Below are 16310 nucleotides of genomic sequence, written 5' to 3' on the forward strand. Positions count from 1 at the left end.
CCACGCTCGCAAGTGCCGCAAGCGACACGCGGCTAGGCGGCGCGGCAGGCGCCCTTGTCCGCCAGGTTGCGCACCAGCACGAGTGATTCGCCCTGCACCACCACGCGCCCGTCCGCGCCCGTGACCACGCTGGCCAGGTTGACCAAGTCCTTGCCGGCGCGCAGCCGCACGATGCGCACGCATGCCGTCAGCGGCTCATCCAGCCGCGCGGCTGAAGCGAGGCGCAGCGACTGCTTCATCCACCCCGTGCCCCGTCCGGGCAGTTGCGTGCCGAGCAGGTCCGAGAACATGCCGGCCAGCAGCGGCAGCGGCACCACCGGCCCGCCAAACCCGCGCGCGCGGGCAAAGGCCGGATCGGCGTGATACGGGTTGGCGTCGCCGGTCAGGGTGATGTATTCGTCCAGGTCTGCCTGGGCGAAGGCGCGCGTCGCACGGGCTTCCTGACCAGGGCGCAGGCCGTAAAGGATGGCGTCGCCCGCCTCTGGCGCCTGTGCCGTCTCGCCGGGCAGCCAGGCCAGTGCGTCCGGCCCGGCATCCGGCAGCCAGAGCGATTCGCCCACGGCCGTAACGCGCGGCGCCTCGCCCGGCCCACCCGCGCTGCCAACGGTGGTGCCGTAGCGCGCCAGTCCGGCTGGCGCGTGCTGCGGCGCCAGCGCGATCTGCACCGTATCGCCAACGAAGGCCGGCGTCGGGAACATCAGCGTCTGCCCGACCGGCAACGCCGGCCCGGGCACCTGCCGCCAGGTGTGGGCGCACAGCAGCGAAAACAGGAACATGCCGTGCGCCACGGTGGCGCCGAAATGCGTGCCACGGGCAAAGGACGGATCGCAGTGGATCGGGTTGTCGTCGTGCGACAAGGCGGCGAAGCGGTCAAAGTCGCGCTGCGACAGCACGCGCGGCAGGGCATCGTTCATCAGTCAGGCACCTGTACGGTATTAGCGTTGACGGTAATCGCGTTGCCGGCCGCAGGCGATGCGGCGAACGGCGGCACGTTGGACGGCAGCAGCGTCGGCGCCGGCGTATTGAGGGTGCCCCCGCGCGGCGTGGTGCGCACCACCTGCGACGGCGGCAGCGCCTTGCCCGCGGTGAGGTTGTCGTAGACCGCATCCAGGGCCCGGTTCAGGTAGACGTGCAGCGGCACATAGCGGTTGCTGTAGCCCGGCACCAGGCCGATGAAGGCATCGAAGTGCTGGGCGTTCTCGACCTCCACGTATGACAGCTTGCTGGTCACCCCCTCCTGTTGCCGGTTCAGCCCGAGATACGGGCGCGAGGTATGGTTGACCGGCAGCAGCCCGTCGCTACGCCCGTGCACGATCACCGCCGGCTTGCCGCGCAGGTTGCCGTTGCGCAGCGTCAGCGCCTGGCCGGCTTGCAATGCGCGTGCCGCGGCGTCGGAGCCGGCCAGCAGGCTGCGCAGGCAGTTGGCGCCGTCGTAATTCAGGTCTGCCCGCAGCGTCAACGGTGAAACCGACGCCAGGTTCAGGTACGGGCCATGCTGCGGATCGAGGTCATTGATCAACTGGACCGGCGGCTGCGGCGGCACGCCGTTGCCGGTGGCGAACATCGACGCCAGCGCCGCGGGCGCGATTGCCGCGGGCTTCAGGTCGGTCAGCGTGCTGGCAAAGCTGTAGCCGCACAGCCGGTCGGTGACGCTGGCCTGCGCATACGCGTTGGCATAGTTGACCGAGATCGCGGCGGCGACGTCAAACACGGCCAGCGACGGGTGCAGATCGTCCGATTCCGCTTCCCAGCCAGCGGCACGCAGCGCCTGCAGCGCGCTGGCGCTCTGTTCGTCCGTGTTCGTGCCGCTCACCAGGCCCTTTTCCGCCAGCGTCTGGCAGCGGTTGGCAAAGAACGTCGCCGTGGCGGGGTTGGTGTAGAACGGCGCCTGGGTCAGCGCGGTGGCCCGCGCGGCGCAGTGCTGCAGCAGGTTGGCCGTGGTGGTGTAGTCGTACAGCGTGCGGCCCGAAGCCGCCACCGGCGTTGCGCCGCGTTGCACCACGATGCCGGTATTTGGCGGCATGTTCAGGTTGGGCTCGCCCACCGCCACGCCGTCGATCAGCCCGCCGGCATCCTGCTCGGCCGCCGCTACCGCGGCACCGCCGCCGTTGGACACGCTGGAGGCGATCACCACGATCCTGTCCTTGCCCAGGGTGCGCTGGCGGGTGCCGTTGGCCGACACGGCGCCAAAGCGGTCATTGATCGCCCAGATCGCAAATTCCACCGCCTGCAGCGTGAACTTGCCCCAGTCCTTCTCCGGGTTGCGCTGCGAATGCGCATGCTTGAACGCCAGCCGGTGCGGGTTGGCAGCGGTAAATTCCGCCAGCGAGGTGGCCCCCGCCGGCGCGGCAAACTCCGCGTTCTTGCCGGCCGCCGCGCGCGTGGCGCGGGTGCCGTCGATCAGCGGCACGGTGTCGGTATCCAGGTCATGCGGCGCGGCGCCGGTACCCTTGTCGGTATAGGCCACCGCGCAGCCGCGCTTCAGGCCCCACTCGCCAGTGGCGATGGCGCCATAGACGCCACGCGAACCGGATGAGGTGGCGGTGATCATGCACGGCTTCGACGTGTTGAACGACGCGGGGATCTGCACCAGCATGGTCACGTTCTGCTGGCCCGAGCCATCGTCCGAAAAGGCCAGGTACTCCACGCCGGCCACCTTGCCTTCGGAGCCGGTGACATTGCCCTGCGCGTCGACATTGGGGCCGTAGAGCGAGCCGTAGCCGCCGCTGGCGGTGGTGTCGACAATGGCACGATAGTTGGTATGGATCGCATAGCGCCGCAACTCCGCCGCGGTCGGCGCGGTGGGGTTGGCCGGCAGCGGCGCGGCGGCGCTGGCCAGGCCGTCCTTGCCCAGGCCCGCGGTCAGCAGGTCGTCGGTGGTGCCGTTGTAGCTGTTGATGGTGACCGTGCCGATATTCGCCGGCTTGGTATTGGGGTTGCTGCCGTTGCCGTTGTTGTTGTCATCGCCCGAACCGCAGGCGGCGGCCAGCATCGATGCGGCGGCCGCCAGCACCTTGAGCCTGAGACGGCGTCTCTGTTTCTGCTGCGGCGGGATCTGCGTGGAATGCATGTCAACCTCCTCCTGGCGCACCCGGATGGCCGGGGCTGTCGAGTTGTCTTCAGATCGAGGACTGCGGAGACTGCGAACTGCGGAAATCAAAAACACGGCAACGGCTGGCGCGGCCATGCACCTCAGCCAGAAAACTTTGCGCGCAGCTTGTGCTTTTCCACCTTGCCGGACGGCGTGCGCGGCAGCGCATCGAGAAAGCGTACATGGCGCGGCACCTTGTAGCCGGCCAGCTGCGCCTTGCAGTGGGCGATCACGGCATCGGCCTCCAGGGCTGCGCCCGGGCGCAGCACCACCAGCGCCATGCCGACCTCGCCCCAGCGCGCATCCGGCGCGCCGATCACGGCGGCCTCGGCCACGCCCGGCAGCTGGAACAGCACGCTCTCGACTTCGGCCGGATAGACGTTCTCGCCGCCGGAGATAAACATGTCCTTGGCCCGGTCGACGATGTAGTAGTCGCCGTCCTCGTCGCGGTAGGCGATATCGCCGGAATGGAGCCAGCCGTCGCGGATCGCGGCCGCGGTGGCCTCGGGCAGGTTCCAGTAGCCTGGCGTCACGCCGGGGCCCTTGATCAGCAGTTCGCCACGCTCGCCCGGGCCTACGTCCGCCCCAACCGCATCGACGATGCGCGTCAGCATCGACCCCACCGGCTTGCCGATGGTGCCGATCTTGCGGCGCGCGGTATCTTCGTCGCAGACAAAGACCGTGGGGCCGGTCTCGGTCATGCCGAAGCCGAAGCAGATGGTCACGCCCTTGGCCAGGTAGGCCTCCAGCAGCGGCCTGGGCACCGGCGAGCCCCCCGCCGACATATTGCGCACGCCGGCGAAGTCCGCCTGCGCGAAGCGCGGGTGCTGGCTCAGGAACAGGTACACCGCCGGCACCGCGAAGAACATGGTGATGCCCTCGCCGCTGGCGCGGTCGAGCTTGCCCAGCACCACCTGCGGCTCGAACTGCCGCATGATGTGCACCGTGCCGCCCGCGTGCAGCACCGGGTTGGCATACAGGTTCAGTCCGCCGGTGTGGAAGAACGGCAGCACGTTGAGGAACACGTCGTCGCGCGTGATCTTGTTGGCCAGCATCGCGTTGACGGCGTTGAAGTAGACCATGCCATAGGTCTGGATCACGCCCTTTGGCTTGCCGGTGGTGCCGGAGGTATAGAGCAGGTGCCAGACCTCGGACTCATCGCGGCACGGCATCTCGATGATGCGGCCGGAGGCGGCGTCGAGCACCGCCTCGTACTCGGTCCAGCCACCGGGAACGTCGGCGGCCTCGTCGTCGGCGAGGTGCAGCACCGCGCGCAGCGGGATCGCGCGCGCCAGCTCGGCGGCCACGGCCAGGAAGCCGTCGCCGGCCACCAGCACCTCGGGCGTGCAGTCCTGCAGGATCGGCAGCAACTCTGCCGCCGGCAGGCGCCAGTTCAGGCACACCATCACCATGCCGGCCTTGGCGCAGCCATACAGCATCTCGAAATAGTCCGAGCTGTTGTGCGCCAGCACCGCCACGCGCGTGCCCGGCGCCAGTTGCAGGTGGTCACGCAGGTATTCCGCGAAGCGGCTGGCGCGTTCGTTGAAGTGGCGATAGGTCACCTGGCGGCCGCTCTCCACGTCTACCAGCGCGACCTTGTCGGGGAAATGCTGCGCGTTCTTGTGCAGCCAGTCGATGACGTACATGCGCTAGCCTCCGCTCAGCTTGCCACATCCTGCACGGGCCCGGTGCCGCGCAGCCGCCCCACCACGCCCTGCGGGAAATAATAGACGCTCAGGATAAACAGCAAACCCAGCCACAGCAGCCACCGGTCCGGATGCAGCAGCGACGACAGCAGCGGCAGCGCGGCGGTGGTGTCGCTGGCCAGTTTCATCACGTCCTGCAGGTAGGTCTGCGCCACCAGGAACAGCACCGTGCCGATCACCGCGCCATAGAGCGTGCCCATGCCGCCGATCACCACGATCAGCAGGATGTCGACCATGATCTCGAACGACAGCGAGGTATCGGGCCCGTTATAGCGCAGCCAGATCGCCATCAGCACGCCGGCCAGCGTGGCGAACATCGCCGACAGCACCGTCGACACGGTACGGTACACCACGGTGCGGTAGCCGATCGCCTCGGCACGGAAATCGTTCTCTCGGATCGCCTGCAGCACCCGGCCAAAGGGCGAGTTGACGATGCGCAGCAGCACCAGAAACAGCACCACCGCGCCGGCGAACACCAGGTAGTAGCTGAGCAGCTTGCCGCTCAGCGGCACGCCCAGCCATTCGGCCTCGCCCAGCGTAAAGCCGGGACGCAGCACCTCCGGCACCTTGAAGGTCAGCCCGTCTTCGCCACCGGTCCATTCCGACAGTTGCGACACCAGCGTGGCGAAGGCGGTCGCCACCGCCAGCGTGATCATGGCAAAGAAGATGGCCCGCACCCGCAGCGAGAACAGCCCGATCAGGAAAGCCAGCAGCGCCGACACCGCCAGCGCGCCGACAGTGCCCACCAGCAGCGCCCCCCAGCCTGGTTCCATGCGCGACATGGCGATGGCCACGCCATAGCCGCCAATGCCGAAGAACATGGTGTGGGCGAAGGAAACGATGCCGGTATAGCCCAGCAGCAGGTCATAGCTGGCCACCAGCACCACGAAGATGCAGATCTTGGCCGCCATGTTGAGCGCACGCGCGCCGGGGAAGGCGAATGGGGCGCACGCCAGGGCCACCAGGATCAGCAGCAGGATCACGGTCAGCACGCGGCTGCGCGGCAGGTCGCCGGAGAGAAGTCGGATCATGATCGTTGCCCTCAGCGCCGCGCCACCGGAAACAGCCCCTGCGGGCGCCACAGCAGCACCAGCATCATCAGCAGGATGTTGGAGAACAGAGCCACCTTGGGGAACAGGAAACCGGTGTAGTTGGCCATCAGCCCCACCAGCAACGCGCCGACAAAGCAGCCGGTAGTCGATCCCAGCCCGCCGATGATGATGACGATAAAGATCAGCACATTCACCTGCGCGCCGATCGCCGCGGTGATGTTCTGCTGGTACAGCCCCCACAGCACCCCGCCCAGCCCCGCGAGCGCCGCGCCCGCGACGAACACGCTGATAAACAGGCGCCGCACGCGGTAGCCAAGCGCCTCGACCATCTCGCGGTTCTCCACGCCGGCGCGGATCAGCAGGCCGATGCGGGTGCGGTTGAGCAGCAGTAGCATCGCGATAAAGATCACCAGCCCCAGTGCCATCGCGATCAGCCGGTATTTCTCGATGGCGGCATCGCCCAGCAGCACCGCGCCGCGGAAGGTGGTGGGCACCTGCAGCGCAATGGTCTCAGGACCCCAGATCGCCTTGATCAGCTGCTCGGCCACGATCATGCCGCCCATCGTGATCAGGATCTGCTTCAGGTGCTGGCCGTAGACCGGGCGCACCACCACGCGCTCGAAGAACAGCCCGACCGCGCCGGCTGCGACCATCGCGGCTACGATCGCCAGTGCAAACACCGACAGGTTCAACGCCAGGCTGTCGGCCTCGACCCAGCCTGCCAGTGGCAGCAGGACCGAGGCGGCCACATAAGCACCCAGCGCGATGAAGGCGCCGTGGCCGAAGTTGAGCACATCCATCAGGCCGAACACCAGCGTCAGGCCGGACGAGACGACGAAGATGATCATGCCCATCGCCAGGCCGGCAATGGTCAGCGTCAGCCAGGTCGACGGGCTGCCGACCAGCGGATAGGCCAGCAGCATCAGCAGCGGCGCCAGCGCCAGCGGGGTCCAGTCGAGCCGGACCTTGGGCAGGTCCGTCGGTGCGGCGGCCGGCAATGTCGTTGAAGTGGTCATGTGTGTTGTCCCGCGTTACTGGTGCGCCGCCAGCGACAGCCCCAGCAGCTTCTGCTGCAGCAAGTCGTCTCCAGCCAGCGCCGCCATCGTGCCCGTGTGTACCGTGCGGCCATCGTCCATCACCGCCACCGTATCCCCCACCGACTTCGCCATATGGAAGTTCTGCTCCACCAGCAGGATCGACACCTCGGTCTGCTTGAGCTCGCGGAACACATGGATCATGTTCTGGATGATGGCCGGCGCCAGGCCCTTGGTGGGCTCGTCGACGATCAGCAGCTGGCGCGGCTCGATGATGGCGCGCGCCACCGACAGCATCTGCTTCTGCCCGCCCGACAGCACGCCGGCACGCTGCTGCCAGAAGGTCTTCAGCGCCGGGAACATGCGGAACACCCAGTCCAGCCGGCGCTCATCGATGGCGCCGGTGCGCGCTGCCAGGCGCATGTTCTCGGCCACGGTCAGGTCAGAGAACACGCTCATGTTCTCCGGCACGTAGGCAATGCCGGCCTGCGCGATCGCGGGCGTGCTGTGGCGCGTGATGTCGGTGCCGTCAAAGGTCACCGTGCCCGCGCTGGCCTGCCACAGGCCCATGATGGTGCGCAGCGCGGTGGTCTTGCCGGCGCCGTTGCGCCCCAGCAGCATGGTCACGCCGCCGCGCGGCACCTCGAAGCTCACGCCGTGCAGGATGTGGTACGGGCCGATATGGGTCTGCACGCCCTGCAGCCGCAGGATCGGCCCGGTTGCTTGTGCGTCAGCCATGGCTGCCCTCCTCTTCCGGCATGCCCAGGTAAGCCTGCTGCACCACCGGCGAGGCGATCACCTCGGCCGGGTCGCCGTCGGCCACCAGGGTGCCGTTGTGCAGCACGATGATGCGGTCGGCCAGCGAGCGCACCACGTCCATCTTGTGTTCGACAAGCAGCACGGTCTTGCTGCGGTCCTGGCGGATCTCGCGGATCAGGTCAAGGATCACCGGCACTTCATCCACGCTCATGCCCGCGGTGGGCTCATCAAACATGAACACGCGCGGCTGCAGCGCCAGCAGGATGCCGACCTCCAGCTTGCGCTGGTCGCCGTGCGGCAACGAGGCCACTGTCAACTGGCGCTTGCCGGCCAGCGCCACGCGCTCCAGGATCGCCATGGCCTGGGCCTGCACGTCGCGGTGGCTGGTCCACATCGAGAACAGATCGATGCCGCGCTGCTGGCGCGCCTGCACCGCCAGCCGCACGTTCTCCAGCACCGACAGCTGCGGAAACAGGCTGGTCAGCTGGAAGGCGCGGCCAATGCCGCGGCGCGTCTTCTGCGACACCGGCAGGCGCGTCACGTCCTCGCCATCCAGCAGGATCTGCCCCGCCGTGGGCGGCAACTGGCCCGAGACCAGGTTGAAATACGTGGTCTTGCCGGCGCCGTTGGGGCCGACGATGCAGGTCAGCTCGCCGGGCCGGAACGCGCACGACACCGCATTGACGGCCACGTGGCCGCCAAAGCGGATGGTCAGGCCGCGCGTTTCCAGCAGCGGCTGCGCCCCGGCGGCAGTCGCGCCGGCGTGCCCGGCGGCCGGCTGCGACGGCGCCGGCGCGGACCGGGCGAAAGAGGCTGGCGCGTTCATCAGCGGTGGTTGCGCACGGGCACGGCCATCTCTTCGGGCTTGATCTCGCGCACGAGTTCAGGCACGCCCCAGGCGAAGGCCGGATCCACCTTGATCTTGAAGTGGTACATTGACTGCATGGCCTGGTGGTCTTCCTTGCGGAAGGTCATCTTGCCCTTGGGCGTGTCGAACGACATGCCCTCCATCGCCGTGATCAGCTTCTCGGTGCCGGTCTCGCCGCTGGTCTTCTTCAGCGCCTCGACCAGCGCGATGCCCGCAGTCATGCCGCCGGCCGTGAAGAAATCGGGCGGCGCCTTGAACTTGCTGTAGTGGTTGGACACCAGCCACTCATTGGCCTTGTTCTTGGGGATGCCGAAGTAGTAGTACGTGGCCCCTTCCATGCCCGGGAAGTTCTTGTAGCTGGCCATCGCCGGCAGGATGTTGCCGCCGGTGGCAATCTCGATGCCGTAGCGCTTGGGATCGAGATCGGCGATCTTGAACGGGTTGCCGGCACCGGCCCAGATGATGAAGATCACCTTGCGGCCCGGCTTGTCCTTGAGCGAATCAAACAGCCGCTGCGCGCCGGCGGTGAAGTCCGTGGTGCTGGTCGGCAGGTATTCCTCATGCACGATCTTGGCGTTCTTCAGCGCGCCCTTGAAGGCCTTGACGCCGTCGCGGCCAAAAGCGTAGTCCTGCGCCAGCGTGGCGATCTGCACGCCCGGCTTGTCCAGCGCCACGGCGTTGGAAATTGCGTCCTGCGACGAATTGCGGCCGGTGCGGAAGATATAGCGGTTCCACTTGTCGCCGGTGATCGAGTCAGCCACCGCGGGCTCGACCAGCAGCACCTTCTTGTATTCCTCTGCCACCGGCAGCATCGCCAGCGCGGTGCCGGAAGAGGTGGGGCCGACCGCGATATCGGCGCGGTCGTCGCTGTAGGCAGCGGCCAGCTGGGCCTTGGCCACGTCCGGCTTGCCCTGGGTGTCTTTCTCGATCACCACCAGCTTGTTGCCGTTGACGGTCATGGTGCCGTTGGTGGCGTACTCCAGGCCCATCATCAGGCCGGTCTGGGTCTGCTTGGCGTAGGCCTCGAGCGCGCCGGTCTTGTCATAGACGTGCGCGATGCGGATGTCCTTGGCCAGCGCGGTGCCGGCGGCAAGCAGGCCGGCGGCCATGACCAGGGCACGTACGGCGAGTGGGTTGCGTTGCATTGCTGTCTCCTGTGTTCGGTCTCGTTTGTGTTTGTCTGGATGAAACCTGCTGCAACTGCTTTGGAATGCTGTACGGACTATTCGCGCGTGCGTCCTGCCAGGAAGCACCGCATGCCGTCGGCGGTCTCGGCACTGGCGATCTGGGCGACAAAGGCCGCGCGCTCTCGCTCAAGGCCGGCCGCCAGGGTGTCGGCGTCCCAGCGCAACAGCGCGCGCGTGCGGGCCACGCTGCCCGGCACCTTGCGCATGACGCCGCGCGCCAGCGTCACGGCATCGGCCTCGGCCGAACCCGGCGCGGCCAGCGCGGTGGCCAGGCCAAGTGCCTCTGCCTTCGGCGCGGCGACGATCGTATTGTTCAGCTGCCAGGCGCGCGCCTGCGGCGTGCCGACCAGCTGCGGCAGCATCGCGGTCCAGCCGCCGTCCGGGCTGAAGCCAACCACCGTGTAGTACGGCGCGATGCGCGCATCCCGCGCCAGCACCGCCATGTCGCACGCCAGCACCAGGCCCAGCGAGCCGCCCGTCAGCCAGCCCTCCACCGCCGCCACCACCGGGCAGCGCAGCGCTGCCAGTCGCAGGATCGAGCGGTTCAGCAGTGCCAGCAGCCGGTCGGCGTAGCTGGCTATCGCGTCGCCCTGCGCAGCGAATGCCGCGACGTCGCCGCCGGTGGAGAAATTTTTTCCGGCATGCGTCAGCACCACGGCATGGATCGCGGGGTCGACTTCAATCTCGTCCAGCGCGGCCAGCAGCGCTTCCAGCAACTCGGGCACCAGGCTGTTGTGCCGCTGCGGCCGGTTCAGGCGCAGCAATGCCACGCCATCGGCGCGCTCCCACTGCACCAGGGGTTCTGCGTGGGCGTTCATCGCGGCTGCAGGCCGTGCGAGATCAGGTCGAAGGCGGTGTCGACCACCTTCTCCATCGAAGGCGGGCGCTTCCAGCGCGCATAGCGCATGCCCAGGAAGTTGCTGATGCCAATCAGGCACCAGGCGCGCACCTCGGCGTCGCCGGGCACGATCTCGCCCTGCTCTTCGGCGCGCGTCAGGCGCCGGCTGTAAAGCTCGGCAAACACCTGGAAATAGCTGCTGTAGATGGTCTCGTCCACCGAGTACGAATCCAGCACGATCCGGTACAGGTTCTTGTGGCGCGACACGAATGAGAGAAATGCCTTCAGGCCCAGGCGCTCGGCTTCCATCTGGGTGGCCGCGGCGGCAACGTGCTTGCGCAGGTGGGCGCGCACCAGTTCCAGCATGTGCGCGACCAGTGCGCGGAAGATATCTTCCTTGTCCTTGAAATACAGGTAGAAGGTGCCCATCGCGACCTTGGCTTCCTGCGTGATCTCGGAGATCGACGCAGCGTAATAGCCTTTCTCACCGAACACCTTCTCGGCCGCGCGCAGCAGCGCCTCGCGCGTCTTCTGCCCGCGCGCGGTCTTGGGCGGGCAGATGCCGCCGGCGTGGCCGGGTTCGCGGATTGCGCCGGTTTCGGGCGGTGCGCCCGTGTCGGTCTGGGACATCTTGTCTCCGGTGGCGCTGCGCGCCTTGTCATTGGAATGCCAGCCGCTTCCTGCCATGCCGGCGCAGGCAGGCGCCTCCTCCGCGCCTGCCTGCGCCGGGAATCGCCACTCAGGCAAAACCTGATAGCTGATTCATGTTTCATCGTATAAATTGCCCACCATGGATGTCAATAGAGAGGCACCCTCACCCGGTGGCATCCAGGCCGCTGCCCTTTACCCTCCTGCCAGGAGAGAACCATCGTTGGACGCTCCCGATTCGGCACCTGCCGGCCCCACTCCGCCGCCCTTCGCCAGCCACCCGGCGCGTGGCGCCTTGCCAGGCTGGCGCGAAACCGGCCAGGGACGGCCGCTGCTGCTGCTGCACGGCTGGTCGGTCACCGGCGAGGCCTTCGACGGCCAGCGGGCGCTCGCACTGGCGGGATTCCGCGTGATCGCACCCGACCATGCCGGCCACGGCCTGTCGCGCGAACGCGACGGCACCACGATCACGGCGCTGGCGCGCGACGTCGCCGGACTGGTTGCGCACCTCGGGCTGACAGACGTGGTGGTGGCTGGCTGGTCGATGGGGGCGATGGTGGCATGGGCGCTGCTGCGAGACCATCCGGGTCTTCCGCTGGCAGCGGTCGGCAGCATCGACATGACACCCAGGCTGGTGACCGATCCGGCCTGGCCGCATGGCCTGCACGGCCACTATGAGATTGCGCACGCCGCGCAGATGGCGGCCCGCATCCGGGCCGACTGGCCCCGGCTGGCGCCGTCGGTTGCACTGGGAATGTGGTCGGCGGGAAGGCGCCCGGAAGGCACCGCAATGCAGCGCATCGCGCACATGGCGGACCAGTGCGATGTGGCGGCGCTTGCCGCGCTATGGGAAGACATGGCGCGCCAGGATTTCCGGGAGACACTGCGCGGCACCGGGCGGCCGCTGTTCCATTTGTACGGGGAAGCCAGCCGGCTCTATGCGCCCGCGGTGGGTGCCGCCACGCTCGCACTGCGGCCCGAGGCGGGATTCAGCGTGGTGGCCGGCGCCGGTCATAGCCCCCACATGGAGCGGCCGCAGGCGTTCAATGCCGCGCTGCTGGACCTGATCGCCAGGGCCGCGTCAGGCCAGCAAGCGGTAAGTCCAGAGGCCGAACGCGGTCAGCAGCAGTGAGCCGCCCAGGTGCAGCAGCAGGTGCAGCGCCGCCCAGCCGTAGTCGCCGGCAATCAGGTTCGCCAGCACCTCGCTGGAAAAGGTCGAGAACGTGGTCAGCCCGCCAAGGAAGCCGGTGATAGCCAGCAGGCGCCATTCCGGCGGCAGGCCCGCGTGCGTATCGAAGAATCCGACCGCCAGGCCGATCAGGTAGCCGCCCAGCAGGTTGGCCGCCAGCGTGCCATAGGGTAGCGCGGGATTGATCGCGTTCCACAGCACCGCGAAGCCCCAGCGCAGCCACGCACCGGCCGCGGCGCCCACGCCCACGGCGACAAAGCCGAGCGGCCCCATCAGGGCTGGCTCCCGCCCTGCTTCTCCGGTGGTGCGCCAGCATCGTCGCCGCTGGCATTGAACGATGCGATCCCCCAGCGCTGGAGGGCGGCTTCGTCAGTCACGCGGGCATCGACCCAGCGCGCGCCTTCCGGGGTGTCTTCCTTCTTCCAGAACGGCGCTTCGGACTTGAGGTAGTCCATGATGAACTCGCACGCGGCAAAGGCATTGCCGCGATGCGCCGACGCCACCGCGACCATCACGATCTGGTCCAGCGGCTGCATCGGGCCCACGCGGTGGATGATGGTCACGCCCAGCAGCGCCCAGCGCGCGCACGCAGCCGCCTCGATCTGCGCCAGCGCCTTCTCGGTCATACCCGGATAGTGCTCCAGCTCCATCGCGCTGACCGCGCTGCCGTCGCTGACATCGCGCACGGTGCCGATAAAGCTGGCCACCGCGCCGACCGCCGGATTGCCGGCTCGCAGCGCCGCGACTTCCGCGCCAAGATCGAAATCCTCACGCTGCACCCTGACGCTCATCTCAGCCTCCGGTCACTGGTGGGAAAAAGGCGACTTCGCAGCCGTCGGCAATCGCCGTATCGGGGCGCGCCACCGCATGGTCGACAGCCATGCGCAGCGCGCGCCCTTCAGCCAGGGTCTCGGCCCAGGCGCCGCCGCGCTGGCGCAGCCACTGGCGCAGCTCGCCCACGGTGCGCACGTCGGCCGGCACCTCGGCGCGCTCTTCGGTCACGCCCAGCTGCTCGCGCACGCTGGCAAAGAATCGGAGTTCAATGATCATCACTGCTTCTGTCCTGGTCGTGCTGGCCGGCTACGCGAGCAGGCCGTCAAACGGAATGAACTGCACGGTATCGCCGCGCGCGATCGCCTGGTTGGGCGGATTGTCGATCAGGCCGTCGCCCCAGACGGTCGAGGTCAGCACGCCCGAGCTCTGGTTGGGGAACAGGTCCAGGCCGCCCTCGGCATTGATGCGCGCGCGAAGGAACTCATTGCGGCGGTCGCCCTTGTTCAGTTCGAAATCCGCGCGCAGCGGCAGGCGCCGCGGCGTCACGCCGGCCACGCCCTGCAGGCGCAGGATGAACGGGCGCACGAACAGCAGGAAGGTCACGAAGCTGGACACCGGGTTGCCAGGCAAACCCAGGAAGAACGCCGGCTCGGCATCGTTGTTGACCTGCCCGAACGCCAGCGGCTTGCCCGGCTTGATCGCGATCTGCCACATGTCGAGCCGCCCTTCAGCCTCGACCGCGGGCTTGATATGGTCTTCCTCGCCGACCGAAACGCCGCCCGAGGTGATGATCAGGTCGTGTCCCTGCGCCGCGCGGCGCAGCGTCTCGCGCGTGGCGGCCAGCGTGTCGGGCACGATGCCGAAGTCGCTGACCTCGCAGCCCAGGTTTTCCAGCAGGCCGCGCAGTGTGAAGCGGTTGGAGTTGTAGATGGCGCCCGGCTTGAGCGGCTCGCCCGGCATCGCCAGTTCGTCACCGGTAAAGAACACCGCCACGCGCACGCGCCGCACCACGTCCAGCTTCGCCTGGCCGACCGATGCGGCCAACCCCAGCGCCTGCGGCGTCAGCCGCGTGCCGGCCGGCAGGATCACGCTGCCGGCTTCGATATCCTCGCCCGCGCGCCGCACCCATTCGCCGGGTTGCGGCACGTGGTTGACGATCACGTCCTCGCCCTCGACGGTGCATTGCTCCTGCATCACCACGGCGTCGGCGCCCCGCGGAATCAGCCCACCGGTGAAGATGCGCGCGGCGGTGCCGGGTTCCAGCGCGGTGCCGACATGGCCGGCGGGAATCCGTTGCGATACGCGCAGCCGCGTGCCGGCAGCGGGCACATCGGCCGCGCGCATGGCGTAGCCGTCCATCGAGGTGTTGTCGGCCGGCGGCACGCGCAGCGTGCTGGTCACGGGCGCGGCCAGCACGCGGCCGTTGGCGTCGAGCGTATCGATGGATTCAACCTGCGCCAGCGGACGGGCGGCGCCGAGCAGCGCGTCGAGCGCCTGGGCCATGGTCAGCATCGGGGGGCGGGAAGGTGCTGCGGCTTGGGTCATGGTGCGATGTGGGAAAGAGTTGGCCCACGAAAAACGGCCCGCGCATTGCCGGCACCCACTTGATTGGGGCAGGCAATCCGGGGGCCGAAGATCGGGCCCGCAGCCTGATTGTAGCGAGTTGGCGCGGGCCCGGCATGCGGCAGCGCCGCAGCGGGCTACACGCACCCGCGCGCTTACAGGCCGGTGTGGCCGGCGATGTAGGCCTTGACCTGCGCGGCGTCGGCGGGCATCACTTCAAAGCGCTGCGGCAGCCTCTCGATGCCCTCGAACCTGGCCGGGCGCTCCGGCTCGTGGCCGAGCGCTTCGCGGATGGTGTCGGCGAACTTGGCGGGCAGCGCGGTTTCCAGCACCACCATCGGCACACCGGCGCTGAGATGCTCGCGCGCCACCTTGACGCCATCGGCGGTGTGGGTATCGATGGTGATGCCGTAGCGCGACGACAGGTCGCGGATGGTGGCCAGCCGGTCCTGGTGCGTGCTGCGGCCCGAGACAAAGCCAAACTGGCGGATACGGTCGAATTCCGGCGTGCCCGACAGGTCGAAGCCGCCCTTCTCTTCCACGTCACGGAACAGCGCCGCCAGCTTGCCGGCGTCCTGGCCCAGCAGGTCGAACACGAAGCGCTCGAAGTTCGAGGCCTTGGAGATATCCATGCTCGGGCTCGACGTGTGGTACGTCTCGGCCGACTTGCGCACGCGGTAGGCGCCGGTGCGGAAGAACTCGTCGAGCACGTCGTTCTCGTTGGTGGCGACCACCAGCTTGTCGATCGGCAGGCCCATCATGCGCGCGATATGGCCGGCGCAGACGTTGCCGAAGTTGCCGGACGGCACGCAGAACGAGACCTTCTGGCCCGGGCCGCTGGTAGCCAGCAGCCAGCCCTTGAAGTAGTACACCACCTGGGCCACCACGCGCGCCCAGTTGATCGAGTTGACCGTGCCGATCTTCTGGCGCGCCTTGTAGTCGAGGTCGTTGGAGACCGCCTTGACGATGTCCTGGCAGTCGTCGAACACGCCTTCGACCGCCAAGTTGAAGATGTTGGCATCCTGCAGGCTGAACATCTGCGCGGTCTGGAACGCGCTCATCTTGCGGTGCGGGCTCAGCATGAACACGCGGATACCGCGCTTGCCGCGCATCGCGTACTCGGCGGCGCTGCCGGTATCGCCCGAGGTCGCGCCCAGGATGTTCAGCTCCTGCCCGGCGCGGCCCAGCGCGTACTCGAACAGGTTGCCGAGCAGCTGCATCGCCATGTCCTTGAAGGCCAGCGTCGGGCCGTTGGACAGGCCCAGCAGTTGCAGCTTGGTGCCGCCTTCCTCGCCCAGCGTGCGCAGGGGTGTGATGTCGGCGGTGTTGTCGCCCTCGCGTGCGTTGCAGTACACCTCGGCGGTATAGGTCTTGCGCGTCAGCGCGCGCAGGTCCTCGGCGGGAATATCGTCGCTGAACTTGCGCAGGATCTCGTAGGCCAGGTCGGCATACGACAGCTTGCGCCAGGATTCGAGCTCATCGGCCGTGACTTGCGGGTACTCGGTGGGCAGGTACAGCCCGCCGTCCGGCGCCAGGCCGCCCAGCAGGATCTCGGAGAAGGTTTGCGGCAGCTCATGGCCGCGGGTCGACTGGTATTTCAT

Annotated in this window: 16 protein-coding genes; 1 reads left to right on the top strand and 15 read right to left on the bottom strand. The window is 68.0% G+C overall.

Annotation, left to right across the window (positions count from 1 at the left end; genetic code table 11):
* Positions 1-32 precede the first annotated feature (32 nt).
* The 10 genes from AC3WL8_RS25835 to AC3WL8_RS25880 all read right to left on the bottom strand — a co-directional run bounded on the left by AC3WL8_RS25835 (position 33) and on the right by AC3WL8_RS25880 (position 11165).
* Entirely contained in the window at positions 33-914 is an 882-nt protein-coding gene (locus tag AC3WL8_RS25835; protein ID WP_013957114.1) for a MaoC/PaaZ C-terminal domain-containing protein, read from the bottom strand.
* A complete protein-coding gene (gene phaZ2 / locus AC3WL8_RS25840) occupies positions 914-3070 on the bottom strand; it encodes a D-(-)-3-hydroxybutyrate oligomer hydrolase (protein WP_211979844.1) in 2157 nt (718 codons plus the stop codon). Before phaZ2 ends, AC3WL8_RS25835 begins: the two co-directional genes overlap by 1 nt.
* A gap of 122 nt (positions 3071-3192) precedes the next feature.
* The gene (locus AC3WL8_RS25845; protein WP_013957116.1) at positions 3193-4737 is read right to left on the bottom strand and encodes an acyl-CoA synthetase; all 1545 of its coding nucleotides are present in this window, start codon (positions 4735-4737) and stop codon (positions 3193-3195) included.
* A 14-nt stretch (positions 4738-4751) separates the two neighbouring features.
* Positions 4752-5828 carry a branched-chain amino acid ABC transporter permease gene (locus AC3WL8_RS25850; protein ID WP_013957117.1) on the bottom strand — a complete coding sequence of 359 codons (1077 nt, stop codon included), beginning with the start codon at positions 5826-5828 and terminating at the stop codon, positions 4752-4754.
* Positions 5829-5839: 11 nt separating this feature from the next.
* Positions 5840-6865 carry a branched-chain amino acid ABC transporter permease gene (locus tag AC3WL8_RS25855; RefSeq protein WP_013957118.1) on the bottom strand — a complete coding sequence of 342 codons (1026 nt, stop codon included), beginning with the start codon at positions 6863-6865 and terminating at the stop codon, positions 5840-5842.
* Positions 6866-6880: 15 nt separating this feature from the next.
* Positions 6881-7621, bottom strand: a complete 741-nt coding sequence (locus tag AC3WL8_RS25860) for an ABC transporter ATP-binding protein (RefSeq protein WP_211979845.1) — start codon at positions 7619-7621, stop codon at positions 6881-6883.
* Positions 7614-8375 carry an ABC transporter ATP-binding protein gene (locus AC3WL8_RS25865; RefSeq protein ID WP_041227982.1) on the bottom strand — a complete coding sequence of 254 codons (762 nt, stop codon included), beginning with the start codon at positions 8373-8375 and terminating at the stop codon, positions 7614-7616. Before AC3WL8_RS25865 ends, AC3WL8_RS25860 begins: the two co-directional genes overlap by 8 nt.
* A 92-nt stretch (positions 8376-8467) precedes the next feature.
* The gene (locus tag AC3WL8_RS25870; RefSeq protein WP_013957121.1) at positions 8468-9655 is read right to left on the bottom strand and encodes a substrate-binding domain-containing protein; all 1188 of its coding nucleotides are present in this window, start codon (positions 9653-9655) and stop codon (positions 8468-8470) included.
* A gap of 77 nt (positions 9656-9732) precedes the next feature.
* Positions 9733-10515: an enoyl-CoA hydratase/isomerase family protein gene (locus AC3WL8_RS25875; protein WP_211979847.1), complete on the bottom strand. Its 783-nt coding sequence runs from the start codon at positions 10513-10515 to the stop codon at positions 9733-9735.
* The gene (locus AC3WL8_RS25880; RefSeq protein ID WP_114134230.1) at positions 10512-11165 is read right to left on the bottom strand and encodes a TetR/AcrR family transcriptional regulator; all 654 of its coding nucleotides are present in this window, start codon (positions 11163-11165) and stop codon (positions 10512-10514) included. The genes AC3WL8_RS25875 and AC3WL8_RS25880 overlap by 4 nt, the downstream gene beginning before the upstream one ends.
* 241 nt (positions 11166-11406) lie before the next feature.
* Between AC3WL8_RS25880 and AC3WL8_RS25885 the strand changes: the two genes are divergently transcribed.
* Entirely contained in the window at positions 11407-12315 is a 909-nt protein-coding gene (locus tag AC3WL8_RS25885) for an alpha/beta fold hydrolase (protein ID WP_013957124.1), read from the top strand.
* Here AC3WL8_RS25885 and crcB read toward each other — a convergent pair.
* From crcB to thrC, 5 genes are all read right to left on the bottom strand, one after another.
* Positions 12265-12645 (bottom strand): fluoride efflux transporter CrcB, encoded by a 381-nt coding sequence (crcB, locus tag AC3WL8_RS25890; RefSeq protein ID WP_013957125.1) that lies wholly within the window; start codon positions 12643-12645, stop codon positions 12265-12267. The genes AC3WL8_RS25885 and crcB overlap by 51 nt on opposite strands.
* Positions 12645-13163 carry a molybdenum cofactor biosynthesis protein MoaE gene (locus AC3WL8_RS25895; protein ID WP_011615581.1) on the bottom strand — a complete coding sequence of 173 codons (519 nt, stop codon included), beginning with the start codon at positions 13161-13163 and terminating at the stop codon, positions 12645-12647. The genes crcB and AC3WL8_RS25895 overlap by 1 nt, the downstream gene beginning before the upstream one ends.
* A gap of 1 nt (position 13164) precedes the next feature.
* Positions 13165-13422, bottom strand: a complete 258-nt coding sequence (gene moaD, locus AC3WL8_RS25900) for a molybdopterin converting factor subunit 1 (protein ID WP_013957127.1) — start codon at positions 13420-13422, stop codon at positions 13165-13167.
* 30 nt (positions 13423-13452) lie between these two features.
* Positions 13453-14691 carry a molybdopterin molybdotransferase MoeA gene (locus tag AC3WL8_RS25905; RefSeq protein WP_211979848.1) on the bottom strand — a complete coding sequence of 413 codons (1239 nt, stop codon included), beginning with the start codon at positions 14689-14691 and terminating at the stop codon, positions 13453-13455.
* Positions 14692-14864: 173 nt separating this feature from the next.
* Entirely contained in the window at positions 14865-16310 is a 1446-nt protein-coding gene (thrC, locus tag AC3WL8_RS25910; protein WP_013957129.1) for a threonine synthase, read from the bottom strand.

The organism is Cupriavidus sp. FW305-F7, assembly GCF_058782875.1.